At 71.3% G+C, this 26531-nt stretch carries 22 protein-coding genes; 14 read left to right on the forward strand and 8 right to left on the reverse strand.

What is annotated here, in order from left to right; all coding sequences use genetic code 11:
• From MME74_RS11870 to MME74_RS11895, 6 genes are all read right to left on the reverse strand, one after another.
• Positions 1-3030: an alpha-mannosidase gene (locus tag MME74_RS11870; protein ID WP_267415226.1), complete on the reverse strand. Its 3030-nt coding sequence runs from the start codon at positions 3028-3030 to the stop codon at positions 1-3.
• A gap of 99 nt (positions 3031-3129) precedes the next feature.
• Positions 3130-4329 (reverse strand): ROK family transcriptional regulator, encoded by a 1200-nt coding sequence (locus tag MME74_RS11875; protein ID WP_267418575.1) that lies wholly within the window; start codon positions 4327-4329, stop codon positions 3130-3132.
• A 316-nt stretch (positions 4330-4645) separates the two neighbouring features.
• Complete coding sequence (locus tag MME74_RS11880; protein ID WP_267415227.1) at positions 4646-5653, reverse strand: hypothetical protein; 1008 nt, start codon at positions 5651-5653, stop codon at positions 4646-4648.
• Positions 5650-6885, reverse strand: a complete 1236-nt coding sequence (locus MME74_RS11885; RefSeq protein ID WP_267415228.1) for an ATP-binding protein — start codon at positions 6883-6885, stop codon at positions 5650-5652. The genes MME74_RS11880 and MME74_RS11885 overlap by 4 nt, the downstream gene beginning before the upstream one ends.
• A complete protein-coding gene (locus MME74_RS11890; protein WP_267415229.1) occupies positions 6875-7534 on the reverse strand; it encodes a response regulator transcription factor in 660 nt (219 codons plus the stop codon). The genes MME74_RS11885 and MME74_RS11890 overlap by 11 nt, the downstream gene beginning before the upstream one ends.
• A gap of 41 nt (positions 7535-7575) precedes the next feature.
• On the reverse strand, positions 7576-8823 hold the full coding sequence (locus MME74_RS11895) for a class I SAM-dependent RNA methyltransferase (protein WP_267415230.1): 1248 nt from the start codon (positions 8821-8823) through the stop codon (positions 7576-7578).
• A gap of 23 nt (positions 8824-8846) precedes the next feature.
• On the opposite strand from MME74_RS11895, the gene MME74_RS11900 reads away from it, so the two are divergent.
• Positions 8847-9485, forward strand: coding sequence for a Maf family protein (locus MME74_RS11900; protein WP_267418577.1), 639 nt, complete (start codon positions 8847-8849; stop codon positions 9483-9485).
• A gap of 78 nt (positions 9486-9563) precedes the next feature.
• Complete coding sequence (locus tag MME74_RS11905; protein WP_267415232.1) at positions 9564-11330, forward strand: acetyl/propionyl/methylcrotonyl-CoA carboxylase subunit alpha; 1767 nt, start codon at positions 9564-9566, stop codon at positions 11328-11330.
• Between the two features lie 64 nt (positions 11331-11394).
• Here the strand turns inward: MME74_RS11905 and MME74_RS11910 are convergent, their stop codons facing one another.
• Positions 11395-12843, reverse strand: a complete 1449-nt coding sequence (locus MME74_RS11910; RefSeq protein ID WP_267415233.1) for an NAD(P)H-quinone dehydrogenase — start codon at positions 12841-12843, stop codon at positions 11395-11397.
• 48 nt (positions 12844-12891) lie between these two features.
• Between MME74_RS11910 and MME74_RS11915 the strand changes: the two genes are divergently transcribed.
• Genes MME74_RS11915 through MME74_RS11925 form a run of 3 tightly spaced genes read left to right on the forward strand, consistent with a single transcriptional unit; the run spans position 12892 to position 15658 of the window.
• Complete coding sequence (locus MME74_RS11915) at positions 12892-13725, forward strand: purine-nucleoside phosphorylase (RefSeq protein ID WP_267415234.1); 834 nt, start codon at positions 12892-12894, stop codon at positions 13723-13725.
• Complete coding sequence (locus MME74_RS11920; RefSeq protein WP_267415235.1) at positions 13722-15392, forward strand: phospho-sugar mutase; 1671 nt, start codon at positions 13722-13724, stop codon at positions 15390-15392. Before MME74_RS11915 ends, MME74_RS11920 begins: the two co-directional genes overlap by 4 nt.
• 2 nt (positions 15393-15394) lie before the next feature.
• Positions 15395-15658 carry an HPr family phosphocarrier protein gene (locus MME74_RS11925; RefSeq protein ID WP_267415236.1) on the forward strand — a complete coding sequence of 88 codons (264 nt, stop codon included), beginning with the start codon at positions 15395-15397 and terminating at the stop codon, positions 15656-15658.
• 9 nt (positions 15659-15667) lie between these two features.
• On the opposite strand, the gene MME74_RS11930 is transcribed toward MME74_RS11925, so the two are convergent.
• A complete protein-coding gene (locus MME74_RS11930) occupies positions 15668-17590 on the reverse strand; it encodes a BglG family transcription antiterminator (RefSeq protein ID WP_267415237.1) in 1923 nt (640 codons plus the stop codon).
• Positions 17591-17758: 168 nt separating this feature from the next.
• Here MME74_RS11930 and MME74_RS11935 point away from each other — a divergent pair, with 168 nt between their 5' ends.
• The 9 genes from MME74_RS11935 to MME74_RS11975 all read left to right on the forward strand — a co-directional run bounded on the left by MME74_RS11935 (position 17759) and on the right by MME74_RS11975 (position 26530).
• On the forward strand, positions 17759-18076 hold the full coding sequence (locus tag MME74_RS11935) for a PTS sugar transporter subunit IIB (RefSeq protein WP_267415238.1): 318 nt from the start codon (positions 17759-17761) through the stop codon (positions 18074-18076).
• Positions 18073-18354 (forward strand): HPr family phosphocarrier protein, encoded by a 282-nt coding sequence (locus tag MME74_RS11940; protein WP_267415239.1) that lies wholly within the window; start codon positions 18073-18075, stop codon positions 18352-18354. Before MME74_RS11935 ends, MME74_RS11940 begins: the two co-directional genes overlap by 4 nt.
• Positions 18351-20036, forward strand: a complete 1686-nt coding sequence (ptsP, locus tag MME74_RS11945; protein ID WP_267415240.1) for a phosphoenolpyruvate--protein phosphotransferase — start codon at positions 18351-18353, stop codon at positions 20034-20036. Before MME74_RS11940 ends, ptsP begins: the two co-directional genes overlap by 4 nt.
• Positions 20033-21655: a PTS mannitol transporter subunit IICB gene (locus tag MME74_RS11950; protein WP_267415241.1), complete on the forward strand. Its 1623-nt coding sequence runs from the start codon at positions 20033-20035 to the stop codon at positions 21653-21655. The genes ptsP and MME74_RS11950 overlap by 4 nt, the downstream gene beginning before the upstream one ends.
• Entirely contained in the window at positions 21652-22086 is a 435-nt protein-coding gene (locus tag MME74_RS11955) for a PTS sugar transporter subunit IIA (RefSeq protein ID WP_267415243.1), read from the forward strand. The genes MME74_RS11950 and MME74_RS11955 overlap by 4 nt, the downstream gene beginning before the upstream one ends.
• Complete coding sequence (locus MME74_RS11960) at positions 22083-23240, forward strand: mannitol-1-phosphate 5-dehydrogenase (RefSeq protein WP_267415244.1); 1158 nt, start codon at positions 22083-22085, stop codon at positions 23238-23240. Before MME74_RS11955 ends, MME74_RS11960 begins: the two co-directional genes overlap by 4 nt.
• A gap of 85 nt (positions 23241-23325) precedes the next feature.
• Entirely contained in the window at positions 23326-24618 is a 1293-nt protein-coding gene (locus MME74_RS11965; protein WP_267415245.1) for a flavin-containing monooxygenase, read from the forward strand.
• On the forward strand, positions 24615-25565 hold the full coding sequence (locus MME74_RS11970) for a bile acid:sodium symporter family protein (protein ID WP_267415246.1): 951 nt from the start codon (positions 24615-24617) through the stop codon (positions 25563-25565). Before MME74_RS11965 ends, MME74_RS11970 begins: the two co-directional genes overlap by 4 nt.
• On the forward strand, positions 25565-26530 hold the full coding sequence (locus tag MME74_RS11975) for an SDR family oxidoreductase (protein WP_267415247.1): 966 nt from the start codon (positions 25565-25567) through the stop codon (positions 26528-26530). The genes MME74_RS11970 and MME74_RS11975 overlap by 1 nt, the downstream gene beginning before the upstream one ends.
• The last annotated feature ends 1 nt before the right edge of the window (position 26531 follow it).

Here is a 26531-nt window from a genome sequence, read left to right on the forward strand (position 1 = left end):
TCAGACGCCGGGGAGCGAAGGCCGGCGGAAGCGGAGCGTCACCAGCTGGAAGGCCCGCAGCTCGAGCTGCACGGCCTGCGGCGTGACCGTGCGGATCGCGGACTCCGCGGTCTCACGCTCGAGGAGGTCGGTCGCGACGACCGCGTCGAAGTCGAAAGCGGAGCGCAGAGTCGCCGCGGCACGCCCGCCGTGCCCCTCGTAGAGCCGCACCACGACGTCGCCGCTGCGGTCCTCGGCGAGCTTCACGGCCTCCACCACCACGGCGTCGGAGGACACCGTGAAGAGAGGCTCGACGGGGCCGGTGCCGCGCAGCGGACGCACCGGCAGATTCACCCGGTACCCCTCGCGGACGGCATCGGCGATGGAGGATGCCGGACGCACGCTGACGCGGAACGTGTGCTCGCCCTGGTCGGCCTCCGGATCGGGGTATAGCGGCGCGCGGAGCAGGGACAGGCGCACCGTCGTCGTGGTGCCGCCTCCCGCCCGCGGCGTCCGGGTGATGTCGTGGCCGTACGTGGCGTCGTTCGCCACCGCGACGCCGAAGCCCGGTTCGCCGACGTGCACCCAGCGATGCGCCACCGTCTCGAACCGCGCGGCGTCCCAGGAGGTGTTGGCATACGTCGGCCGGTGCACGTGGCCGAACTGGATCTCCGAGGTCGCCCGGTCGGCGTGCACGTCGAAGGGGAACGCCAGCTTCAGCAGCTTCTGGCGCTCATGCCAGTCCACCGTGGTCTCGATGTCGAGTGCCGTGGATCCGGCCGCGAGAGTCAGAGTCTGCGTGATCCGTGAGCCCCCCGGATCACGGACCACGCAGACGATCGCCGACGAGGGATGCGGGACGATGTCGATCGAGACCACATCCGTCACGTCGATGACGTGACGGCGGTAGTGCTCGTCGATGTCCCAGGCATCCCATCGAGTCGGCGTATCACGATGCAGCTGGAGGAGGTTCCCCCGCTCCCCCGCCGCGATCGCGTCTCTCCCGGTCACGCGGGCGACGAGCGACGTCACCAGGCCCGAGCCGTCGACCGACACCGAGAGGTGCTCGTTCTCCAGCACGAAGCCGCTCGTCGTCCGCGCGACCGTCGCAGGGACCCCAGCGCCCTGCACGGCGGCGATCCCCATCGCCGCCGCTCCCTCCCCTGCGAAAGGCCCCGCGTTCGCCACCAGTTCGGATTCCCCCGAACCGGCGACGGTCGCCAGCGCCCCCGCGATGATGCGCTCCGTCGAGGCGAGCACCTCGTCGTAGCGCCGTTCCGCCTCCCGGTGCACCCAGCCGATGGAGCTGCCGGGGAGGATGTCGTGGAACTGCTGCAGCAGGACGGTCTCCCAGAGTCCGTCGAGCTCGTCGTACGGGTAGGCGGCGCCACGGAGCGCGGCGGCCGTCGCCCAGAACTCCGCTTCCCGCAGCGCGTGCTCGCTGCGCCGGTTCCCGCGCTTGGTCCTCGCCTGCGACGTGTACGTGCCGCGGTGGAACTCGAGGTACATCTCCCCGGTCCAGACGGGCGGATCCGGATACTCGGCCTCGGCCGCCTCGAAGAAGCGGCGCGGCGTCGACAGGGTCACGGTCGGCGATCCCTCGAGCGACCGCAGCCGTGCGGCCGCGGCCAGCATCTCCCGGTTCGGCCCACCACCGCCGTCCCCGTAGCCGAAGGGCACGAGCGACGTGTTCGCCCGCCCCTTCTCGGCGTACTGGCGCTCGGCGCGGGCCAGCTCCTCGCCGGTGAGCTGCGCGTTGTAGGTGTCCACCGGCGGGAAGTGCGTGAAGATCCGCGTGCCGTCGATCCCTTCCCACTGGAACGTGTGGTGCGGCATCCGGTTGGTCTCGTTCCACGACATCTTCTGCGTCAGCATCCAGCGCGCCCCGGCGCTCCTGGCGATCTGCGGCAGCGCTGCGGAGTATCCGAACGAGTCCGGCAGCCACACGTCGAGCGGCTCGACCCCGAACTCCTCCAGGAAGAACCTCTTTCCGCGGAGGAACTGTCTCGCCAGCGACTCGCCGCCCGGCAGGTTCGTGTCGGACTCGACCCACATGCCGCCGGCCGGCACGAACCGCCCCTCCGCGATCGCGACCCGCATCCGGGCGAAGAGCTCGGGCTGATGGCGCTTCATCCAGGCGTACTGCTGCGCCGAGGAGGCGGCGAAGGCGAAGTCGGGGTCCTCCTGCTGGAGCGAGAGCACGTTCGAGAAGGTCCGCGCGACCTTGCGCTGGGTCTCGCGCACCGGCCACAGCCAGGCGGAGTCGATGTGGGCGTGGCCGACGGCGTGCACGCGATGCGCCGAAGCCGCGGCCGGGCGCGACAGCACGTCCACGAGTTCGTCGCTCGCGGCGGACGCGGAGCCGGCGATGTCGTCCGGGTCGCAGGCGTCGATCATCCGCTCGAGCGCGCGGAGGATCTCCGCCCGACGCGACGAGTGCACGGGGAGCTCGGCGTGCAGCGAGCGCAGCACGGCCACGTCCTGCAGGAGCTCCCACACCGTCTCGTCCAGGATCCCGATGTCCGCCTGGCGGAACGTGTACAGCGGTGAGTCCCCCGCCGTCTGCCACTCGCCCAGCGCGGTCGGTGGGAAGTACTGGAAGCCCTGGGCGATGTCGGGATTCGCCGCGGCCTCGAGGTAGAGCTCGAACGCGGTGCCGGCCGCGCCCTCGAGCGGGACGTGCGCGTTGCGTGGTTCGACGGCCTTGACGATCGAGCCGTCGGGCCGGTACACCGTGCCCTCGGCCTGGAAACCGGGCTCCGCGGCGTCGAACCCCGGATCGATCAGCAGCTCGGCCCGTCGTCCCTCCGCGACCTCCGGGATCACCCCCGTGAGCCGGAGCCACATCGTGCTCCAGGCGCGTCCCCAGGGCGAGCCGACGGCGAAGGGCGCATAGGCCTGAGCGCGAGCCTCCTCGAACGGCACGGGCTCGGCGGGGGCCGTCCACGCCTCCAGGGAGACCGGGGTCGTGCTCGCGTACAGGGCCGGACGGAGTCGCTCCACCACGAAACGCTCCATGCGCGCTTCGATGAGGGCGGAGTCGTCGTGCACCGGGATCCGATCGCTGAAGGGGGAAAGACAGATAATACATCGATTCGACTTATCTGTGCGAGCCCCGCGCTCCGACCGTGCCGCCGGCCCGACGACCCCTCAGTGATCCAGGAGCAGTGCGGAGGCGCGTGGCCCGAGGACCGAGTCGAGCACCACGCAGCCGGCCCCCACCGCCCCGACGTCGTCGCCCACCACCGTGCCGTCGACCGGCAGCGATCGCACCGCGCGGGTCGCGCTCGCCCGCTCGAGGCGGTCGGGGATCTCCCGCAGGTACACGTCGGCCAGGCGCGACCAGAACGGGCCGCCGAACACGACGCGATCCACGTCCAGCATGTTCGTCAGCACGGCGGTCAGCACCGCCATGTGCGCCGCGGCCTGGCGCAGCACACCGACCGCGGGCGCGTGGCCGTTCGCCGCGCGCTCGCACAGCTCGGTGAGACGCGCGTCGACGGCCTCGACGTCGCTCACCTCCCGGTCGTCGTCGAACACCCCGGCGCGCTCGGCCTGCTCGACGATCGCCTGCGGGGTGCACACCACCTCGACGCACCCGCGGGAGCCGCACGTGCACGAGGGCCCGTCCGGGTCGACGATGATGTGCCCGACCTCGCCGATGTTGTGCGTGCTCCCGTGGACCGCTTCGCCGTCGCGGGCCAGCGCCGCACCGATCCCGGTACCCAGGTAGACGAACACGAACGAGTCGTCCGCCGAGGCCCGTCGCCGCCACAGCTCGCCGACGGCCGCGGAGGTCGTGTCCTTCTCCAGCGCCACGGGGAACCCGGTCGCCTCCGCGAGCACGGCCCGGAGCGGGACACGGTGCCAGCCGACCAGCTTCGGCGGGTCGATCACCGTGCCCTTGTCCGCGTCGAGCGGACCGGGAGCGGCGACCCCGACGCCGGCGATCAGGGCCCTGTTCACGCCGGAGGCCGTGATCAGGGCGTCGATCGTGGACGCCATGGCCTCCACGATCCGCCGAGGATCCTTCGCCGGTGTGCGCATGCTCACGCGCCGCACGACCGCGCCGGACAGGTCGAGCAGCACGAACGTCATGATGGCGGGGTCGAGGTGCACGCCCACGGAGAATCGGCTGTCCGGGATCAGACGCAGCGTGACCCGCGGCTTGCCCGGACCGTTGATGGTGCGCCCGGCCTCCCGGATGAAGCCGTCGTCGAGGAGCCGGCGCGTGATGTTCGTGACGGTCTGCGCCGAGAGCCCGGTCGCCGTCACGAGCTCGATCCGGCTCAGGCCGTCACCCGACTGGCGGATGGCTTCCAGGACCACGGACTGGTTGAAGTCGCCCATCCGCGGGAGGTTGGTGCCCCGACGCGTTCCCATCGTCCAATGATCCCGCATCGACGGAGAAATCGTGTCCCCCAAAATACCTACAGACAATGTTTGCGCGACCGATCAGACTGAGGGAGACGCTTCGCGTTCGGCTGGTCTCTCTGTCCCAGGGTAGACAGACGCTGATCGGCCACCAGCGGATGGTTTTCGGGTAACTGTCCGCATGGCGAGGGGCAGGCGGATTCGCCGCCCCTCGCCCACTCTCAGCATCCTCGACTCCGGTCGCCCTCCCCCGACCGGGGCTGAGGACGAGCGCGCGAGGCTGGCGTCGACGTCAGTCCGCCATCCGGTCCCGCGTGATCTCGTGCCAGAGATCGACCGAGTCGTCGTCCCCCGACGCGCGGGTGCCCGCACGGCCGACCACCGTGACCGCGATGCCGCCGTCCCGCGCGGACCGGATGATCAGTCGTCCGCTCTCGGCACGCGTGAGCACGCCCGCGAGCTCATCCCGGATCTCGCCCCGACGCGCCTCGTCGATGCCGTCGAAGCCGCCCTCGTCGAACACGGTGACGACGGCGCCTCGTCGGCGTGCGGCGTCGATCGCGTTGCGCACCGCGTCGTTGAGCAGATCCGCACCGCGCAGCTCGTCGCGGAGCCGACCCTCTGCGAGACGGGCCTCCAGACGCTCCTGATCGTCGAGCGCACCGCGTGAGGCCACGACCCGGCTCAGCACCGGACCGGCCACGGCCAGCGCGAACTGGGTGCGCAGACGCCGTTCCCGCTGACGCACCCGCTGCGTGGCGTGCCAGGCGGACACCGCCTGCTGGATCTCGGCGAGACGCTCGGTGTCGCGGACGGCACGGTCCCAGAACATCACCAGGAGTCGCGCGACGGCGACCCACATGATCGAACCGACCAGGCCGAGGTTGAGCGCCACCCCGAACCCCAGGAAAGCCGCGGACGCCCCCACGAGCACGGCGAGCACCAGCCAGCCGAACAGGGACCGACGCCGGACCACGCACACCACGCCGAGCAGTCCGAGCCCGCCGATGTACCAGGTCGCGAACGGAGCGGTGCGATCGGCGGGTTCGAGGGAGAGCGTGACCAGGACCGGGACGAGGATGCTCGCGAGCAGTGCGAGGACGGCCGACCAGAGCGGCATCCGCACGGACGACGAGTCGCCGAGGATCGCGAGATTGATCACGACGAGGTAGGTCGCGATCGCGAGGACCATCAGCAGCGGGGCGGTCGGCTGCTCGATCCACCAGACGCCACGCGCGACGAAGTACAGCGCGAATCCCACCGCGAGGGAGGTGGCGACACTGCGGACCGTGCGGTTCACGAGCGCTCCCATCCCAGCGCGACGGTGGTGCCGTGCTCGTCGGAACGGATGTCGGCCGTGCCGGCGACGCCCGCCATGCGCGCGAAGATCGACGCGCGGATGCCGAGGCGATCCGCCCCGATCGCCTCGATGTCGAAGCCGGGCCCGGTGTCGGACACGGTCACGCCGATGCCCTCGTCACCGTGCCCCTCGGCGATGATGTGCAGCCCGCGGCCGTTGGCGTGGGTCACGGCGTTGCCGATCGCCTGTCGTGCGGCGAGCACCAGCGCCCGGGCCGCGCGTCCAGGGATGAGTCCGATGCCCCCGCGCTCCTCCACGATGGCGTCCGCGCCGAGCTCCGACAGCGATCGGCGCAGCTCGACCACGATCTGCGCGGTCCCGACCGGCTCGTCGCTGCCCTCCTGGGCGACCGCGGCCTCGGTGTTCGCGAGACGGGTGAGCGCCTCCCGCGCCATCGCGACGGCGAGCTCCTTCGCCCGGTCGCCCTCGGCACGCTCGGCGGCGATCAGCGCCGCGAGCACGCTGTCGTGCATCAGCGCCGACATGGCCACCCGCTCCTCCTCGGCCGCGGCGGCCGCGGCGGCCGTCGAGTACGACGAGACCGCCTGTCCCCTGGCCTCGTCCACACCGGCGGCGACGGAGCGGAACATCCAGCCGAGGGAGATGATGACGACGCCGAGGATGAGGGTGAACGACACGTCGAAAGCCGTGGTCACCCAGAACTCGCGGGAGAACTCCCCCTGCACGAGGCGCACGTAGCCGTAGACGAACGGCATCCCGGCCGCCCAGGCGAACTGGAGCCGCAGCGGGAACGCGAGCATCGCCGCGACGACGCCCACGTTGACCAGGAAGAAGATCCAGGGCTGCTCGCCGGCCGCCTTGTCGGCGGGATCGGCGACGATCGGCCAGGCCGCGAGCGCGAGCACGTAGACCACGGCGAAGAGACCGGAGAACGTGCGCACGCCGCGCCCGATCAGACACGCCACCAGCATGGCCGCGAGCGGGACGAACACCACGACGAGCATCACGATGTGCACGGCGTCGGCGCGAGAGAGCGAGTTCAGCGCCGCGATGAGCGCCTGTGCGCCGAGGACCGCGGATCCGATCGCGACGACGATGGCGAGGATGCGCTCCATGCGCTTGCCGGTGAAGCGCTCGAACTCGGTCTCCGTGCTGCCGGGAGAAGGGATCTTGCTCCAGGCGTCGCGGATGCTGAGCGGGTCAGAGGGCACTCGGCGCCCCGTCGGCCGCGACGATCCCGTCCTCCATGGCTCGGCGCAGGAGGTCGACCTTGGTCGGGGCGGGGCGTCCGACGTCGACGTACTTGACGCGGATGCGGGTGATGTTCTCCTTGGCCGTGGAGTAGGCGACGCCGAGCCGCTCGGCGACGGCCTTCAGGGGCAGGCCCGTGGCGTACAGCCGGAGCACCTCGCGCTCACGTGTGGACAGCTGCGCGTCGGCGAAGGCGCGGTCGCCGTCGACGGCACTCGCCCATTCGACGTTGTTGAGCGCCTCTCCCTGCGCGACGGTCCGGATCGCGTCCAGCACGTCGTCGAGGGCGGACGACTTGCTGACGACTCCGGCCGCACCGGCCGACAGCGCCTCCCGGACGGCCGCGGGACGGTCGGCGACGCTGTGGATGACGACGCTCGCGCCATCCGTCACCAGCGACGTCACGTTCTCCGTCACGGTGGTGCCGTCGCCCAGCGTGAGGTCGAGGACCACCACGTCGGCCGGCGGCTCGGCGGATGCCGCACGCCACTCGAGGTATGAGACGACGGTGCTCCCGGAGAACACGACCGTCTGCGAGTCGCGCGCGCACGCGGCCTCGAGGCCGAGGCGAACGGACTCGTGATCGTCGATGAGTGCGACCCTGCTCATCCGTCCAGCCTAGTGAGTCCCCTCGGCGACACGCGGCCGGCTCATCGGGTGAGCAGTGCGACGACCTCGAAATGATGCGAGTGCGGGAAGAGGTCGAATCCACGGAGCCGGTCCACGTTCCAGCCCAGTGTCCGGAAGGTGCCGAGGTCGCGCGCGAGTGCCACCGGATCGCACGCGACGTAGGCGATCGCCTCGGGAGCGAGCGCGTGCACCGCCTCGACCACCTGGCGGCCCGCACCGGCACGCGGCGGGTCGAGGATCACGGCACCGGTGCGACCGGTGCTCTTCTGCGCGGCCAGGAACCGGTCGACACGGGCGGTCACCGCCGTCACCTCGAGCGGGGCGAGGTTCGCGGCGGCGTGCTGGGTGGCGCGGGCGCTCGACTCCACCGTCACGATGTCGGTGCCGCCGAGGTCGGCGAGGGTCGCAGCGAAGAGCCCGACGCCGCCGTAGAGGTCGTAGTGCGTCTTCTCGTCGTCGACGTGCCCGTCGAGGATGCCGTACACCGCGGCGTCCAGCACAGAGGCCGCACGCGGGTGCACCTGCCAGAATCCGGTGGCGTCCACCTCGAAGCGGCGGTCGTTGACGACCTCGTGGATGACCTCGGGGGTCGGGCGGCGGCGGAAGCCGCGGGCGACCCGGGCCGGGCGCTCCGTCTCCTCGCGCCGGATGACGCGCACCTCGCCGGCGGCGGGCTCCACGAGCTCGATCCGACCGGGCGCCTCTCCGTGCAGGGCGAGCGCGGCCTCGGCGATCGCGGGTCGGGCGAGCGGATATGAGGTCACCGGGACGACACGGTGGCTGCGGGCCGCGAACGGCCCGACGACACCCGCGTCGTCGACGTGCAGCGTGACGCGGGTGCGCCATCCGCTGCCGTCTCCGGACTCGACGGGCTCGATCTCCGGCGCGACGAGACCCGTGCCCGCGAACCGGTCGAGCGCCTCGGCCAGCACCTGGCGCTTGAGCACCCGCTGGTGGTCGAGCGCGATGTGCCCGAGGTCGGCACCGCCCGGGCGCTCGGCGGGATCGCGCGACACATCGGCCTCGGGCCACAGGTGCGGTCGCCGGTGCTCCGAGGCGTCCAGCACCTCGATCGTCTCGGCTCGCCAGAAGCTGCGCGTCGACGCGTCCGCCCCCTCCTGCGGGGCGATCACCCGGGCGCGCACGCGCTCACCGGGGATCGCATCGGAGACGAAGACCACGCGTCCCTCGTGGCGGGCGATGAACGTGCCCCCGTGTGCGATGCCGGTGATGTCGAGCTCGAGCACGTCGGCTGGGGAGGAAGTCATCCTTCGAGGATACGGTGGTGGACATGCGCGTCTGCCTCGCCTCCACCTCCCCCGCTCGACTGATGCTGCTCCGGCAGGCCGGGATCGAGCCGCTGACGCTGTCGCCCGACGTGGACGAGGACGCGGTCGCCGCGGCCGCCGAGGCGGAGCGCGGTGCACCGCTCGCCCCCGCCGAGCTGGTGCTGCTGCTCGCCCGGGCGAAGGCCGCGGCCGTCGCACAGCAGCTGGCCGACGCCGGCGAGTTCGACGGACTCGTCATCGGCGGAGACTCGATGTTCGCGCTCGGCGGGCGGGTCTACGGCAAGCCCTACACGCCGGAGGAGGCCACGCGGCGCTGGCAGGAGATGCGGGGCGCCACCGGCATCCTGCACTCCGGGCACTCCGTGTATCGGGTCGCGCCCGGCGAAGAGCCCGTCGAGGCGACCGCCGTCGCGGAGGCCGCCGTCACCTTCGCCGCGGACGTGTCCGACGACGAGATCGCCGCCTACGTCGCCTCCGGGGAGCCGCTGCACGTGGCGGGGGCCTTCACCGTCGACAGCCTGGGCGGCGCCTTCATCACCCGCGTCGACGGCGATCCCTCGACGGTCGTCGGGATGTCGCTGTCGACCGTGCGGCGCCTGGCGGCGGAGCTCGGCGTCCGCTGGACGGACCTGTGGTCGTAGACTCCCCTCCACGTTTTCGCCTCTTTCTTGTGGGGAGTCGTCAAAGGGATCGAGTCCCTTCTCGCTAGGCTGGCAAGCATGCCTGCTATCGCCAAGGTGCTCATCGCCAACCGCGGCGAGATCGCCGTCCGCATCATCCGCGCCGCCCGTGACTCCGGAATCGCCTCGGTCGCGGTCTACGCCGACCAGGACCGCGACGCCCTGCACTCGCGTCTCGCCGACGAGGCGTACGCGCTCGGCGGCTCGACCAGCGCCGAGACGTACCTGCAGATCGAGAAGATCCTGTCGGTCGCCCGTCGCGCCGGTGCCGACGCCGTGCACCCCGGATACGGCTTCCTCGCGGAGAACGCCGAGTTCGCCCGCGCCGTCATCGACGCCGGGATGATCTGGATCGGCCCGTCGCCCGAGGCGATCGAGGCCCTCGGCGACAAGGTGACCGCGCGTCACGTGGCCGAGAAGGTCGGCGCCCCGCTCGCTCCCGGAACGCCCGGCCCGGTCTCCGGAGCGGACGAGGTCATCGCCTTCGCGCAGGAGTACGGCCTGCCCATCGCCATCAAGGCGGCCTACGGCGGCGGCGGTCGCGGCCTCAAGGTCGCCCGTGAGCTCGACGAGGTCGCCGAGCTCTTCGAGTCCGCCACGCGCGAGGCGGTCACCGCCTTCGGCCGCGGCGAGTGCTTCGTCGAGAAGTACCTGGACAAGCCGCGTCACGTCGAGACCCAGTGCCTGGCGGACGCCGAGGGCAACGTCGTGGTGATCTCCACGCGCGACTGCTCGCTGCAGCGCCGACACCAGAAGCTCGTCGAGGAGGCGCCGGCGCCCTTCCTCACGGAGGAGCAGAACGACCAGCTGTACTCGGCGTCCAAGGCCATCCTCAAGGAGGTCGGCTACGTCGGCGCGGGCACCTGCGAGTTCCTGATCGGCGCCGACGGCACGGTCTCGTTCCTCGAGGTGAACACCCGTCTCCAGGTCGAGCACCCGGTCTCCGAAGAGGTCACCGGCATCGACCTGGTGCGCGAGCAGTTCCGCATCGCCGCGGGCGGCACCATCGACTACGACGACCCGAAGCCGCAGGGGCACTCGATCGAGTTCCGCATCAACGGCGAGGACCCCGGCCGCGGCTTCCTCCCCCAGCCCGGGCCCATCCACGTCTTCAAGACCTTCGGCGGCCCCGGCATCCGCCTCGACTCCGGCGTGACCGCCGGTGACGCGGTCTCCGGCGCGTTCGACTCGCTGCTCGCGAAGATCATCGTGACCGGCAAGGACCGTGCCGAGGCGCTGGAGCGCTCGCGCCGCGCGCTCGACGAGTTCGAGGTCGCCGGTCTCCCCACCGTCATCCCGTTCCACCGCAAGGTCGTCCGCGACCCCGCATTCACGGCCGAGAACGGTGAGTTCGGCATCTTCACGCGCTGGATCGAGACGGAGTTCGTCAACGACATCCCCGCGTGGGACGGCGAGCTGGAAGCACCGTCGTCCGCCGACTCGCGCCACACCGTCGTCGTCGAGGTCTCCGGCAAGCGCCTCGAGGTGAGCCTGCCCGACCGGGTCGCGGTCGCCGCCGGCACCGCTGGGCGCCCCGCCGCCGTGCCGCCGTCGCGTCGCAGCCACGCCACCACCGCCAACGCCGGCGCCTCCGGCGATGCGGTGAAGTCGCCCATGCAGGCGACCGTCGTCAAGATCGCGGTCGAGGACGGGCAGCAGGTCGTCAAGGGCGACCTCGTCGTCGTGCTCGAGGCCATGAAGATGGAGCAGCCGCTGCAGGCGCACAAGGACGGCGTGATCGGCAACATCAACGCGAGCGCCGGAGCCACCGTGTCGGCCGGGCACCAGCTGCTCACCATCAGCTGACGCTCCCCCGCAAACACGAAAGGCGCCCCACCGAGGTGGGGCGCCTTTCGCATCACTCCTGAGGTCAGGAGATGTTCACGAGGTGCATCGCGCGACTCGCATCGGTGATACTGCTCGACAGCGACGGGTAGGCCGCGAACACGCGCGAGACCTGGTCGACCGTGAGCCGGCGCTCGACCGCGACCGCGATCGGGTAGATCAGCTCCGAGGCCTTCGGCGCCACGATCACACCGCCGATGACGGTGCCGGAGCCCTTGCGCGCGATGAGCTTGACGAAGCCGTCCTTGATGCCCATCATCTTCGCCCGCGGGTTCGCCGCCAGCGGGAGCTTGTAGACGAGACCGTCGGCCACGCCGTCCTCGACATCCTTCTCGCCGTACCCGACCGTCGCGATCTCGGGGGCGGTGAAGATGTTGGACGTGATCTTGATGAGCTCCAGCGGGATCACGATGTCGCCGAGCGCGTGGAACACCGCGGTGCGCCCCTGCATGGAGGCGACGGATGCCAGCGGGAAGAAGTTCGTGCAGTCGCCGACCGCGTAGATGTTCGGTACCGCGGTGCGTGCGACGCGGTTCACGCGCACGTGACCCGAGTCGTCCAGCTCGACGCCGGCCTCCTCGAGGCCGATCCCCGCGGTGTTCGGGATCGAGCCGACCGCCATCAGGCAGTGGCTGCCGTCGACCGTGCGCCCGTCGGAGAGCGTGACGGTCACGCCGTCCTTCGTGACCTCGACCTTGTCGGCGCGGGACTTCGAGAGCACCTGCATCCCGCCGCGCTTGAACACCTTCTCCAGGACGCCGGCGGCATCCTTGTCCTCGCCCGGCAGCACCTGCTCGCGGCTGGAGATGAGCGTGACCTTCGCTCCGAGGTTCATGTAGGCGGAGGCGAACTCGGCGCCGGTGACTCCGGAGCCGACCACGATGAGGTGCTCGGGGAGCGCCTTCATGTCGTAGAGCTGCGTCCAGGTCAGGATGCGCTTGCCGTCGGGCTTGGCGGAGTCGAGCTCGCGCGGCGAGGCGCCGACGGCCACGATGATCGTGTCGGCCTCGACCCGGTCGAAGTCCGTGCCGCCCTGGCCCGTGGACACGACGATCGCGGTCGGACCCTCGAGCCGCCCGTGTCCGGAGAGGATGCGCACCCCGGCCTCGAGGAGCGTCGCCCGCATGTCCTCGGACTGCTGCCCGGCGAGCGCCAGGAGACGCTTGTTGACGGCGGCGAGGTTGATCGCGATCTCGGGCTTGAGCGGTTTGCCGTTCTCCCCCTTGGCGTAGAAGTTCACCCCGAGGTCGCTCGCCTCGGAGATCGCGACCGCGGCGTCGGCGGTGGCGATCAGGCTCTTGGAGGGCACCACGTCGGTGAGGACGGCGGATCCGCCGACTCCCACCCGCTCGACCAGGGTGACCTCGGCCCCGAGCTGAGCGGCCGCGAGGGCCGCCTCGTAACCGCCGGGACCGCCGCCGAGGACGGCGACGCGCTGAGTGCGCTCGAAAGTGGTGGAAGACATGGAATCCATTCTTCCCCAATCCTGGCCCCCGAGCCTGCACCTTCCTAGAGTGGATCCATGCCCGAAACGCACAGCAACCCCCTCGACGACCCGACCGCGAACCCGTTCGAGGTCGCCGCGCAGGCCGCCGCCGACATCGCACGTCTGACCGGAGTCGAGAAGCACGACATCGCCCTCACCCTCGGCAGCGGCTGGGGCAAGGCGGCCGACATCATCGGCGAGACCGTCGCGACCGTCCCCGCCACCGAGGTGACCGGCTTCTCCAAGCCCGCTCTCGAGGGCCACGTCGGCACGCTCCGCAGCATCCGCACCCCCGACGGCAAGAACGTCCTCGTCATCGGCGCGCGCACCCACTACTACGAGGACCACGGCGTGCGTCGCGTCGTGCACAGCGTCCGCACCGCGGCGGCCACGGGCGCCAAGATCATGGTGCTCACCAACGGTGCCGGCGGCATCCGCGAGACCTGGAAGCCCGGCCAGCCGGTCCTGATCAGCGACCACATCAACCTCACCGCCGACTCCCCGCTCGAGGGCGCGACCTTCATCGACCTCACCGACCTGTACGCGAAGCGCCTGCGCGACATCGCCCGCAGCATCGACCCCTCGCTCGACGAGGGCGTCTACACGCAGTTCCGCGGCCCGCACTACGAGACCCCGGCGGAGGTGCAGATGGCCAAGCACATCGGCGGTCACATCGTCGGCATGTCGACTGCGCTCGAGGCGATCGCCGCCCGTGAGGCGGGCATGGAGATCCTCGGCTTCTCGCTGATCACGAACCTCGCCGCCGGCATCCAGCAGACCCCGCTCAGCCACGCCGAGGTGATCGAAGCCGGACGGGAGGCCGAGCCGGTGATCTCCGCGCTCCTGGCCCGGGTGGTCGAGGCGCTGTGAGCGAGGAGCGGCTCGCGCAGGCACGCGCCTGGCTGCGACAGGACCCGGATCACGAGACCCGCGATGAGCTGGCCGGCCTGATCACCCGCGCGGCCGCCGGGGAGGATGCCGCGGTCGCCGAGCTCGACGACCGCTTCCGCACGCGACTCGCCTTCGGCACCGCCGGACTCCGCGGCGAGCTCGGTGCCGGCAGCAACCGGATGAACCGCGTGCTCGTCGCCCAGGCCGCCGCGGGCTTCGCCGCCTACCTGCGCGAGAAGGCGCACGGCGGGACGCCCACGGTCGTGATCGGCTACGACGGACGCCGCAACTCGCGGGTGTTCGCGACGGACTCCGCCGAGCTCTTCGCCGGCGCCGGTCTGCGCGCGATCCTGCTGCCCCGACTGCTGCCCACCCCCGTCCTCGCGTTCGCCGTGCGCCACCTCGGCGCCGACGCAGGCGTGATGGTGACCGCGAGTCACAACCCGCCCAACGACAACGGCTACAAGGTCTATCTGGGCGGTGCCGACCAGGGCTCGCAGATCGTCGCTCCGGCGGACGCCGAGATCGCGGCGCATATCCAGCGCACGGCCGATGCCGGATCGGTCGCGACGCTGCCCCGCTCCACGGACTACGAGACCGCGGGTGAGGACGTCGTCGAGGCGTACATCGCCGCGACCGCCGCCGTCGCTCCCGCCCCCGCCGGGACCTCGGGCATGCGATGGGTCTACACGGCCATGCACGGCGTGGGCTGGGAGACGCTCTCGCGCATCGTCCGGGATGCCGGCTACCCGCAGCCGTTCGTCGTCGACGAGCAGCTCACCCCGGATGCCACCTTCCGCACGGTGTCGTTCCCGAACCCGGAGGAGCCGGGGGCGATGGATCTCTCCTTCGCCAAGGCCCGCCGGGTGAAGGCCGACTTCATCCTGGCCAACGACCCCGATGCGGACCGCCTGGCCGTCGCCGTCCCGGACGCATCCGCGCCGGAGGGCTGGCGCCGCCTGACCGGCAACGAGGTCGGCCTCCTGCTCGGAGCGCGGGCCGCCCGCGCGGCCGCCGGAACCCCCGGCGCCTCGCTCGCGTGCTCGCTCGTGTCCTCCCCCGGCCTGGGCGCCGTGGCGGCCCATCACGGGCTGGACTTCCACGAGACCCTCACCGGCTTCAAGTGGATCTCGCGTGCTCCCGGGATCGTCTTCGGCTTCGAGGAGGCCCTCGGCTACCTCGTCAACCCGGGGACCGTCCGCGACAAGGACGGCGTCTCGGCCGCCGTCGCGATCCTCGGCCTCGCCGCCGAGGCCCGCGACCGCGGAGCGACGCTCGTGGACCTGCTCGACGAGCTGGGCGAGACATACGGGCACTTCGCCAGCGGCCAGGTGTCGGTGCGCGTCGAAGACCTCTCGGTCATCGGCAACGTCATGCTGGCGCTGCGCTCGCTGCCGCCGACGCACATCGCGGGGCGCTCGATCGCCTCGGCGGAGGATCTGCTGCAGGCGGCACCGGGACAGCCGTCCGGCGACGTGCTCCGGTACCGGCTCGGCGACGGCTCCCGCGTGATCGTGCGCCCGAGCGGCACCGAGCCGAAGCTCAAGGTGTACATCGACGCACGGGCCGAATCCGCCGCAGACGCGCGGACCGCGGTGGCGGAGCTCGAGGCCGGGGTGCGTGCCCTGCTCGACGAGCGCTCCTGATCATGCCGGTCCGTCGCGTCGTCGTCAGCGCGCACAACGGCGCCCATGCCCGCCCGGTGGCGGAGCTGGTGCGCCTGGCGCAGTCGCACGGGTCCCCGGTGACCCTGCGCACGGTCGACGGCACGACGGTCGACCTGAGCAGCGTGCTGGCGGTGATGGATCTCGGGATCGCCTCCGGCGACGCGGTGGTGCTCGAGACGGCGGCCTCCGACACGTCGGAGGCCGTCCTCGACCAGCTCGCCGAGGTGCTCGACCCGCGCGAGTGAGGTCGGCGGTCAGCCGTCGATCACGGCGACCAGCTCGTCGAGGAACGCCTCGAAGGTTGTTCCCCTGCGGACGATCCGCTGCACGCTGTCGCGCTCGCTGAACACCTCGACGAGCTGCTCGAAGACGGTCTGGAACGCCGCGCGGTCGCTCTCGCTGAACGCGGCGAGGGCGACGACCTGCACGCGCCCGCCGCCCCACGCGGCCGACCCGTCGGCCACGCCGATCGCGATCGCGGTGCGGGTGGCCGTCATCTGGAGGGCGTGCGGCACCGCGAGGGCGTCGGTGAACGCCGTCGACGACATCTGCTCGCGCACGATGGTGTTGTCGATGTAGTCCTCGCCGATCAGGCCCGCCTGCACCAGGAGCCCGCCGAGCCGGCGGATGATCGCCTCCTCCCCCTCGTCCGGGAGCGGGAAGACGTACGCGTCCGCCAGGAAGTAGCGCGCCAGCTCGCCGCGGAGACGGGTGAGCCGGCGTCCCCGGCGGACGCGCGCCGCCGCCTGCTGGATCCGGTCGACGTCGGCGTCGGTGAGGAACGGCTGGATGCGCACGAACCGGTCGCCCGCACCGCCCGGCTCGATCGTGCTCAGCACGAGATCGGTGTCGAAGGACGCCCAGTCGGGGTCGACGTTCGTGACGACGGTCGTGACCTCGATGGCCGACCCCAGGGAGCGGTCGACGCTGGAGCGGAGCAGCTCGTGCAGCTCGTGGTAGCCGGGGCAGACGATCGTGGCGGTGAGGATCGACTCGGCCTTGCGGCTGCGCTCCAGGCGCCCGCCCACGTGCATGGCGATGTAGGCGATCTCGTCGTCGTGGATGGGCGTGCCCACCCGATCGTGCAGACCGCTCGCGATCGAGACGGCCACCTCGAAGATCATCGGGTAGGTCGTCTTGAGCGAACGGGTGAGCGGGTTGCGCGTCAGCGCGCTCTCCTCCGCCCGGCGCAGCAGGTTCTGCACGTGCAGCGCGAGCCGGAGCACGAACGTCTCGTCGACGAGGTCGACCTGGAAGTCCTCGGCGGCCCGGGCGATCTCCGCACGCACCGCCGCCTCGACCGCCGGATCCACGCCGCTGCGCGCGACCTCGCGGGTGGCGGCCTCGCCGGGCGCGACGATGCGGGTCAGCACCAAGGAGGCGAGGTGCCCGCTGTCACCGTCGCCGAGGACGACCGAGAAGTGCTCCTCGGCCAGGTGCGCGATGACCGCCCCCACGCGCGGGATCTCCTCGCGGGCGCCGGCAGGCGAGGAGTCGAGCGCGTGTCCGGCCGCGACCCGCTCCGCCGCGATGGCGATATGGAGCAGCACGTCCGCGATCGCCAGTTCGTTGACGTAGTAGCCGAGTTCGCCGAGCTCCCGCACCAGCGCCGACTTGAACGGACCGACCGCGCTGGCGGCGACGGCGGAGCCGGAGAGCGCGCGGCGGAAGGTCTCCGGGTGGAAGGAGGCGACGTCCATCTCATCGTGCGCCAGACGGCTGAGCAGGCGCCGCTGCGCCGCCTCGTTGCCGCGCAGGCGCACGTTCTCCCGGTCGCGCTCGAGCGCGAGATCGGTGCCGTCGAGCAGCCCCCGCACCCGCACCAGGTCGGCTTCCACCGTCGCCTCGCTGACGTGCAACTCATCGGCGGTGTCGAAGACATCGATCCCGGCCGGCTCGTCCAGCAGCAGCCGCACGAGAGCGTGCAGGCGATCGCGGGGCGCCGATTCCCCCGACTGACGCATGCGGAGCGCGCCGCGGGCACCGGGTCCCGCGCGGTATCCGGCCGGTCCGGACTCGATCACCGCGGCCCCCGGTGTGCGCGCGTTCAGGGCGGCCACGTAGGAGCGGATGCTGCGCGGAGTGACTCCCAGCAGGTCGGCGAGGCTCGACGCCGTCGCCCACCCCTCCTGGCGCAGCAGGGTCGAGAGGAGCTGGTCCTGGCGCTGGCGCGACATGATCCCTCCGACTTCCCCGCGTGCTGACCGCGCTGTCTCGACGTGCTCTCCATCATGTCAGCATGCCGCGATGCTCAGGCGGAAAGCACCGTTCCGCGGGGGCGGAAAGGAACGTGTTGGCGGACGAGGTCCCTCCGTTCACAGACTGTTCTCAGGAAGGTGGCATCGATGAGGATCCTCGTGGTGTGCGGCGCCGGTGCGTCGAGCACGTTCGTCGCGCAACGACTCCGCCGTGCGGCGGCAGCGGCCGGTCTCGACTGGGACGCGGCGGCCGGCATGGAGACCTCCGTCTCCGACGCCGATCACGACCTCGTCCTCGTCGGCCCCCACCTGAGCGACCGCCTGGACGCCATCCGCAGCAGCGCGGGCGCGCCCGTCGCGGTGCTGCCGGACGACGTCTTCGCCGACCGTGACGGATCTCGCACGCTCGACTTCGCCCGATCGATCCTCGCCGCCGCCGGCGACACCCCGAAAGGAACATCATGACCGCCACCCGCACCGTCCGGATCGGCTCCTCGCACGGATTGCACGCCCGCCCCGCGAAGCTGTTCGCGCAGGCGGCGAAGGACTCCGGCATCGCCGTCACGATCGCCAAGGACTCGGGCAAGCCGGTCAACGCGGCCAGCATCCTCGGCGTCATCGCGCTCGCGATCGAGTACGGCGACTACGTGACGCTCACGGCGGACGGCGACGGCGCGGAGAACGTGCTGGACACGCTCACCGAGCTGCTCACCACCGACCACGATCAGGACGCCGCCGGATGAGCGAGCTGCGCGGGGTGGGGATCGGTCTCGGTGTCGCACAGGGGCCGATCGTCCGCATGGCCGAGGCGATGCCCGCGCCGGAGAACACCCCGAGCACGGCAGGCGCCGAAGCCGAGCGCACCCGCGTGCGCTCGGCCGTCGAGATCGTCGCACGCGAACTGAACGAGCGCGGCGCAGCGGCGGGCGGATCGGCGCAGGAGGTGCTCGAGGCGCAGGCCATGATCGCCGAGGACCCGACCCTGCAGGACGAGGTCGACACCCGGATCGACGCCGGCGCGACCGCCGAATGGGCCGTGCACGACGCGTTCGCCGGCTTCCGGGCCACGCTCGAGGCCGTCGGCGGCTACCTCGGCGAGCGCGCCGCCGACCTCGACGACATCGCTCAGCGTGTGCTCGCGCACCTCCGCGGGGTCGACGCACCCGGCGTCCCCGATCCCGGGCATCCCTTCGTCCTGGTGGCGCGGGACCTCGCTCCCGCCGACACCGCCCTGCTCGATCTGGATCAGGTCCTCGCGCTCATCACGACCGACGGCGGGCCCACCTCGCACACCGCGATCCTCGCCAGGGAGAAGGGGATCGTCGCGATCGTCGGGGTCACCGACGGAGGCGCGCTCGCCACCGGCGAGACCGTGATCGTCGACGCTGCCGCGGGCGTGGTCACGCGCGAGCCGACCGACGACGAGAAGGCCCGCGCCACCGAGCGCGCCGCCGCCCGCCGGTCTGCGGACAGCGCTCCCCTGACTCCCGGCGCCCTCGCCGACGGCACGCCTGTCGCGCTGCTCGCGAATCTGGGAAAGCCTGCAGACGCCGCCGATGCGGTCGCTCGGGGGGCCGAGGGCGTCGGGCTGTTCCGCACCGAGTTCCTGTTCCTCTCCTCGGCCCAGGCGCCGACCATCGCCCAGCAGCGCGAGTCCTACCGGGAGCTGCTGGCCGCCTTCCCGGGCAAGAAGGTCGTGGTGCGACTGCTGGACGCCGGTGCCGACAAGCCGCTGGCGTTCCTCAACGACGCGCACGAGGAGAACCCGGCGCTCGGGCTCCGCGGCCTCCGTGCCCTGCGGGCGAGCGAGGACATCCTGCGCGAGCAGCTCACCGCGCTCGCGGAGGCGGATGCCGAGACCGAGGCCGATCTCTGGGTGATGGCGCCGATGGTGGCCACGGTCGAGGAGACCGTGTACTTCACGACCCTCGCCCGGGAGTACGGACTGAAGACGGCCGGCGTGATGGTGGAGATCCCCGCGAGCGCCCTGCTCGCGGACCGGGTGCTCGCGCACGCGGACTTCGCCTCGATCGGCACCAACGACCTCACCCAGTACACGATGGCGGCCGACCGCATGCTCGGCTCCGTCGCCGGGTTCCAGGACCCCTGGCACCCCGCCGTCCTCCGCCTGGTGCGCGAGGTCGGCGATGCCGGCGCACGTCTGGACAAGCCGGTCGGCATCTGCGGCGAGGCCGCGGCCGATCCGCTGCTCGCGGTCGTGCTCGTCGGCCTCGGAGCGACGAGCCTCTCGATGGCGCCCTCGGCCCTGGCCGACGTGCGGCACACCCTCTCCGCACACACCCTGGACGGTGCCCGACGTCTCGCCGAGGTCGCCCTCGCCGCAGACGGCGCGGCATCCGCCCGCACCGCCGTGGCGGCACTCGCCGCGGACCTCCCCCCTCACAAGAAAGAGACGACATCATGACGACGACGTCACCTGCCGCCACGAAACCCGGCGGTCTCCGCGTGGGCGTGCAGCGATTCGGCACGTTCCTCTCCGGCATGATCATGCCGAACATCGCAGCCTTCATCGCCTGGGGCTTCATCACGATGCTGTTCATCGCGGTCGGCTGGCTGGGATGGTGGCATCCGGTCGCCGACCTCCTCGGCGGCTTCGGCAACGCCGACGTGGTCGGCTGGCAGGGAGCCATGACGGCCCTCGCCGAGGCCGAGGACGGCGGCACCTTCCCGCAGTACGTCGGTCTGGTCGGGCCGATGGTCACCTACCTGCTGCCGCTGTTGATCGCCAACACCGGCGGACGCATGATCTACGGCGAGCGCGGCGGCGTGGTCGCCGTCATCGCCACGATGGGCGTGATCGTCGGCACCAACATCCCGATGTTCCTCGGCGCCATGATCATGGGCCCGCTCGCGGCCTGGATCACCAAGCAGATGGACAGGCTGTGGGACGGGAAGATCCGCCCCGGCTTCGAGATGCTGGTGAACAACTTCTCCGCCGGCATCCTCGGCATGCTGCTCGCGATCGTCGGGTTCTTCGTGTTCGGCCCGGTGATGCTCGCGGTGAGCACGTTCCTCGGCACGATCGTGGACTGGCTCGTGAGCTACCAGCTGCTGCCGCTGCTCTCGGTCATCGTCGAGCCGGCGAAGGTCCTGTTCCTCAACAACGCCATCAACCACGGTGTGTTCACTCCCCTGGGTCTCCAGCAGGTCGAGGAGGCCGGCAAGTCGATCCTGTTCCTCATCGAGGCGAACCCCGGCCCCGGAATCGGTCTGCTGCTCGCGTTCAGCTTCTTCGGCGTCGGTGCCGCGAAGGCGTCCGCGCCGGGCGCCGCGATCATCCAGTTCTTCGGCGGCATCCACGAGATCTACTTCCCGTACGCGCTGAGCAAGCCGATCACCATCCTCGCGCTCATCGCGGGTGGTGCCACGGGTGTCACGACGAACATGCTGCTCAACGGCGGCCTCGCCTTCCCCGCCGCCCCGGGAAGCATCATCGCGGTCACCGCCGCGGCGGTGGCACCGGCGGCGGGCGGGCTCGGCAACCTCCTCGTCGTGTACCTGTCGGTCGTGCTGGCCGCTGCCGTGACGTTCCTGCTGACGGCCGTGTTCCTGCGGGCCTCCCACAAGCGCGACCTCGAGGCCGAGGGTGACACGTTCGGCGCCGCGATCGCGCAGACCGAGGCCAACAAGGGCAAGTCCTCCGCCGCGATGGACGCGCTGCGCACGTCGACGGCGGGCGCCGCTCCGGAAGGCTCGGCACCGGCCACGACGGCCATCGCCACCACGCCGATCGAGCGCATCGTGTTCGCGTGCGATGCCGGAATGGGATCGTCCGCGATGGGCGCCAGCGTGCTGCGCAACAAGCTCAAGAAGGCGGGCATCGAGGACGTGAACGTCACCAACCAGGCGATCGCGAACCTCGACGGAACGGCCGACGTCGTGATCACGCAGCAGCAGCTCACCGAGCGCGCGACCTCGAAGTCGCCGAACTCGATCCACGTGTCCGTCGACAACTTCATGAACTCGCCCAAGTACGAAGAGGTCGTCGAGATGGTCCGAGCGCAGCGAAAGGAAACAGAATGAGCGTTCTCTCCCCCGAGCAGGTCCGCATCCACCCCGGAGGTGCGACGCGGGATGACGCCCTCCAGGAGGCGACGGACATCCTCGTCGCGGCGGGAGCGGTCACCCCCGCCTACGTCGACGCCATGCGTCAGCGCGAGGAGACGGTGTCGACCTTCATGGGCAACGGCCTGGCGATCCCGCACGGCACGAACGACGCGAAGGACACGATCCTCGCCTCGGCCCTCTCGGTCGTCCGCTACGACGGCGGCGTCGACTGGGCGGGAGAACCGGCCACGTTCGTGATCGGCATCGCCGGCGTCGGCGACGAGCACCTGGAGATCCTCTCCCGCATCGCCATCCTGTTCTCGGAGGAGGACGACGTGGCGCGGCTCGCGGCGGCGCAGACCCCGGAGGAGCTCTACGCCCTCCTTTCGGAGGTGAACGAAGGATGAAGGCGGTCCACTTCGGGGCGGGCAACATCGGACGAGGGTTCGTCGGCCTGCTGCTGCGCCAGGGCGGGTACGAGCTGGTGTTCTCCGATGTCGCGGATGCGCTGGTCGACGCGATCAACGCGGTCGACTCGTACACCGTGCACGAGGCCGGCCCCGGAGGGACCGATCACGTCGTCACCGGCTTCCGGGCGGTGAACAGCCGGACCGACCCTGCGGCGGTGGCGGAGGAGGTCGCGTCCGCGGACGTCGTCACCACCGCCGTCGGGCCGACCGTGCTGCGGTTCGTCGCGCCGTCGATCGTCGCCGGACTCGCGCTCCGCTCCCCCGACGCCGCGCCTCTCCAGGTGATGGCGTGCGAGAACGCGATCGGCGCCACCGATCAGCTGCGCCGCGAGATCGTCGCGGCGGCGGGAGCGGATGCCGAGCAGCTGCTCGCCCGCGCGGTCTTCGCCAACACCGCGGTCGACCGCATCGTGCCCGCGCAACCGGAGGGGGCGGGGGTCGACGTCACCGTCGAGCCCTACTTCGAATGGGCGATCGAGTCCGGCCCGTTCGGTGGCGCCCTGCCGAACATCCCCGGCGCGCACTTCGTCGACGACCTGGCGCCCTACATCGAGCGCAAGCTCTTCACGGTGAACACGGGGCATGCCGCGACCGCATACTTCGGGGCCCGGGCGGGCATCGAACGCATCTCGGACGCGCTGGCGGACCCGGGCATCGCGGCGAGCGTGTCCGCGGCGCTGGAGGAGACCTCGGCGGTGCTGGTCGCCGAGCACGGCCTGGACCCGGCGGACCTCGCGGTGTACCGCGCCACGATCCTGGACCGGTTCCGCAACCCCGCTCTCGTCGACACGGTGCAGCGGGTCGGACGTCAGCCGCTGCGCAAGATCTCGCGGCACGAGCGCTTCATCGGCCCGGCCGCGATGGCGGCGGAGCGCGGACTGCCCACCGCGGCCCTCGTCGCGGCAGTCTCGGCGGCGCTCGAGTTCGACGACCCGGCCGACGAGCAGTCGGTCGAGCTGCAGCAGCTGCTCCGCGCGGAGGATCCGACCGCGTTCACGGCCCGGGCGACGGGGCTCGACCCCGAGCATCCGCTGTTCCCGCTGATCCGGGAGGCCGTCGCGGCTCGGCGACAGCACCTCGGGACCGCCTGATCCGGCACACGTCGACGCCCCCGCTCACCCGATACGATCGGTGGGCGGGGGCGTTTTTCGAGCACAGCGACGTGCGGGGAGCAGTATGAGCAGATACGCCGTGATCGGCGCGGGTCCGTCCGGGTTGGCTGCGGCGCGTGCGCTGCACAAGCGCGGGATCGTCGTCGACGGCTACGAGGCCTCGCACGGAGTGGGCGGGCTCTGGGACATCACCAATCCGCGCAGCACCATGTACGAGTCGGCGCACCTGATCTCGTCGCGCACGACGACCGAGTTCGCCGAGTTCCCGATGAGGTCGCGGGTCGACTATCCCGGACACCGGGTGCTGCGGGAGTACTTCGCGGAGTACGCCGACCGCTTCGGACTGACCGCGCTGTTCCGGTTCGACACGAGGGTCACGCGCCTCGAGCCGCGGGACGGCGGCTGGGATCTCACCGGCGTCGGCCCCGAGGGCGAGGAGACCCGCTGGTACGCCGGCATCGTCCTCGCGAACGGGACGCTCGCCGAGCCGAACGTGCCGACGTTCCGGGGCTCGTTCACCGGCGAGCTCCTGCACACCAGCGCCTACAAGTCCCCCGAGCAGCTCCGCGGCAGGCGCGTGCTCCTGATCGGCGCCGGCAACTCCGGCTGCGACATCGCGGTGGACGCCGTGCACCATGCCGTCTCGGTCGACATGAGCGTGCGCCGCGGGTACTACTTCGTGCCCCGCTACCTGTTCGGCAAGCCCAGCGACACCCTGAACCAGGGCCGTCCGCTGCCGGCGCGGATCAAGCAGGCGGTCGACAGCCGGGTGCTGCGGGCGTTCACCGGCGACCCCGTGCGGTTCGGCTTCCCGAAGCCCGACTACCGCATCTACGAGTCGCACCCGATCGTGAACACCCTGATCCTGAACCACCTCGGACAGGGCGACCTGCGCATCCGCCCCGACATCGACCGCTTCGACGGATCGACCGTGCACTTCCGCGACGGCAGCGCCGACGACTACGACCTCGTGCTCCTCGCCACCGGCTACACCCTGGACTACCCGTTCGTCGACCGGGAGCACCTGCACTGGCAGGGCGCCTCTCCCCGGCTGTTCCTGAACGTGTTCCCCGCCTCGTTCAACGGCCTCTACGTGATGGGCATGATCGAGGCGTCCGGCATCGGCTGGCAGGGGCGGTACGAGCAGGCGGAGCTCCTCGCGGCGTATCTGGACGCCGCCGAGAACGACGCGCCCCGCGCCGCGCGCTTCCGCGACCGTGTGACGGGGACGGCCTGGCCCGACGTGAGCGGCGGCTACCACTACCTCGGCCTGGACCGGATGGCGTACTACGTGAACAAAGACGCGTACCGCGGCGCGGTGCGGCGCGAGAAGAGCGCGCTGGAGGCGTCGGCATGAACGTCGACGACGTCGTCCTCTCGTTCACGCCCGGCACCCTGACGATCCTCAACGTGGTGCTCGGGCTGATCATGTTCGGCATCGCTCTGGACACCTCGCCGAGCGACTTCCGGGTCGTGGCGAAGCATCCGAAGCCGTTCGCCATCGCGATCCTCGCGCAGCTGCTCCTGCTGCCGATCGCGACGTTCCTGCTGACACTGGTGCTGCCGGTCCCGCCGTCGATGGCGCTGGGGATGCTGCTGGTCGCCTGCTGCCCGCCGGGCAACATCTCGCAGGTGCTCACCCATCGCGCGGGCGGCAACGTCGCCCTGTCCGTCTCGCTCACCGCGGTGGGAAACCTCATCTACATCTTCGCGATGCCGCTCAGCATCACGTTCTGGGGCTCGCTGCACCCGACCGCGCGCACGCTGCTGCGCGACGTCGCCGTCGACCCGTGGCGGATGCTGCTCGAGATCCTGCTCATCGTCGGCCTGCCGTTCGCGCTCGGGCTCCTGCTGCGCGCGAAGGCCCCGGGGTTCAGCGCCCGCGTGCAGCCGTTCGTGAAATGGTTCAGCCTCCTCGCGCTGCTCGGGTTCATCATCGCCGCCCTGGTCGGCAACTGGGCGGTGTTCGTGCAGGTCCTCGGCATCATCCTCCTGGTGGTCGCGGTGCACGACGCGGTCGCCCTCGCCCTCGGCTACGGCACGGCCGTCGTCGGCGGCCTCGGCACCCGGGAGCGCAAGGCCATGACCTTCGAGGTGGGCATCCGCAACGCCGGGCTCGGGCTCGGTCTGGTGTTCCTGTTCTTCGACGGGCTGGGCGGGATGGCCGTCGTCGCCGGATGGTGGGGCATCTGGGACATCATCGCCGGGCTCGTCCTCGCCGGACTCTGGGCACGGCACACCCGGAGGCGCACGGGATCGACGACCGGCGACGCCAGCGGCCGCACCACGGTCGAGGCCGCGTGATGCCGCGGATCCTGATCACGGGCGGCGCCGGCTTCCTCGGCTCGCACGTGGCGCAGGCGCTGGCCGCCCGCACCGACGTCGAGCTCGTGGTCGCGGCCGACCTCCGCGCCGAGACGTCCGGCGACGGCGTGACCGGCGCGCTCCTCGACGTGACGGATGCCGCGGCGATCGCGCCCCTGCTCCGGCAGCACCGCATCGACACGGTGGTGCACCTCGCGGCGATCGTGAACCCGGGTCGCGACGTCGCGCAGGAGTACCGCGTCGACGTGATCGGTACGGCGAACGTGCTGGCCGCGTGCGTCGAAGCGGGTGTCCGCCGGATCGTGGTCTCCAGCTCCGGCGCCGCCTACGGGTACCACGCCGACAACCCGGACTGGATCGACGAGACGCAGCCCCTGCGCGGCAACGACGCGTTCCCGTACTCCCGCCACAAGCGCCTGGTCGAGGAGATGCTCGCCGAACACCGCGTCGCGCATCCGGAGCTCGAGCAGGTGATCTTCCGCATCGGCACGATCCTCGGCCCGACCGTGCGCAACCAGATCACCGCGCTCTGGGACGGGAGGCGGATCCTCCGCATCGCCGGCTCCGAGTCCCCCTTCGTCTTCATCTGGGTCGACGACGTCGCGGCGGCGATGGTGCGTGCCGCGACCGAAGGCCCTCCCGGCATCTACAACGTCGCCGGTGACGGGCGCATGACCGTTCCGGAGATCGCCGCGCGGCTGGGCAAGCCGCAGCTCGTCCTCCCGGCATGGGCGCTGTCGACCGCGCTGCGCATCGGACGGACGCTGCGCCTGACACCGCACGGGCCGGAGAAGGTCCCGTTCCTCCGGTACCGCCCGGTACTCGCGAATCGGCGTCTGAAGGAGGAGTTCGGATGGACGCCGCGTCGCACGACGCACGAGGCGTTCGAGGAGTACCTGCGCACGCATCCCGGTGTCGTCCGCGAGGACCGCATCACCGAGTAGC

It is taken from the genome of Microbacterium oxydans, from assembly GCF_026559675.1.
Taxonomy (GTDB): Bacteria; Actinomycetota; Actinomycetes; order Actinomycetales; family Microbacteriaceae; genus Microbacterium; species Microbacterium oxydans_D.

Excerpts from the sequence above, each read along its gene's own strand:
- MME74_RS11875 (WP_267418575.1), bottom strand. The coding sequence starts at position 4,329 with ATGGGCGACTTCAACCAGTCCGTGGTCCTGGAAGCCATCCGCCAGTCG.
- MME74_RS11930 (WP_267415237.1), bottom strand. The coding sequence starts at position 17,590 with ATGTCGCGCCAGCGCCAGGACCAGCTCCTCTCGACCCTGCTGCGCCAG.
- MME74_RS11970 (WP_267415246.1), top strand. The coding sequence starts at position 24,615 with ATGAACGTCGACGACGTCGTCCTCTCGTTCACGCCCGGCACCCTGACG.
- MME74_RS11975 (WP_267415247.1), top strand. The coding sequence starts at position 25,565 with ATGCCGCGGATCCTGATCACGGGCGGCGCCGGCTTCCTCGGCTCGCAC.
- MME74_RS11935 (WP_267415238.1), top strand. The coding sequence starts at position 17,759 with ATGAGGATCCTCGTGGTGTGCGGCGCCGGTGCGTCGAGCACGTTCGTC.
- MME74_RS11900 (WP_267418577.1), top strand. The coding sequence starts at position 8,847 with ATGCGCGTCTGCCTCGCCTCCACCTCCCCCGCTCGACTGATGCTGCTC.
- MME74_RS11955 (WP_267415243.1), top strand. The coding sequence starts at position 21,652 with ATGAGCGTTCTCTCCCCCGAGCAGGTCCGCATCCACCCCGGAGGTGCG.
- MME74_RS11960 (WP_267415244.1), top strand. The coding sequence starts at position 22,083 with ATGAAGGCGGTCCACTTCGGGGCGGGCAACATCGGACGAGGGTTCGTC.
- MME74_RS11950 (WP_267415241.1), top strand. The coding sequence starts at position 20,033 with ATGACGACGACGTCACCTGCCGCCACGAAACCCGGCGGTCTCCGCGTG.
- MME74_RS11905 (WP_267415232.1), top strand. The coding sequence starts at position 9,564 with ATGCCTGCTATCGCCAAGGTGCTCATCGCCAACCGCGGCGAGATCGCC.
- ptsP (WP_267415240.1), top strand. The coding sequence starts at position 18,351 with ATGAGCGAGCTGCGCGGGGTGGGGATCGGTCTCGGTGTCGCACAGGGG.
- MME74_RS11965 (WP_267415245.1), top strand. The coding sequence starts at position 23,326 with ATGAGCAGATACGCCGTGATCGGCGCGGGTCCGTCCGGGTTGGCTGCG.
- MME74_RS11940 (WP_267415239.1), top strand. The coding sequence starts at position 18,073 with ATGACCGCCACCCGCACCGTCCGGATCGGCTCCTCGCACGGATTGCAC.
- MME74_RS11910 (WP_267415233.1), bottom strand. The coding sequence starts at position 12,843 with ATGGATTCCATGTCTTCCACCACTTTCGAGCGCACTCAGCGCGTCGCC.
- MME74_RS11890 (WP_267415229.1), bottom strand. The coding sequence starts at position 7,534 with ATGAGCAGGGTCGCACTCATCGACGATCACGAGTCCGTTCGCCTCGGC.
- MME74_RS11895 (WP_267415230.1), bottom strand. The coding sequence starts at position 8,823 with ATGACTTCCTCCCCAGCCGACGTGCTCGAGCTCGACATCACCGGCATC.
- MME74_RS11925 (WP_267415236.1), top strand. The coding sequence starts at position 15,395 with ATGCCGGTCCGTCGCGTCGTCGTCAGCGCGCACAACGGCGCCCATGCC.
- MME74_RS11915 (WP_267415234.1), top strand. The coding sequence starts at position 12,892 with ATGCCCGAAACGCACAGCAACCCCCTCGACGACCCGACCGCGAACCCG.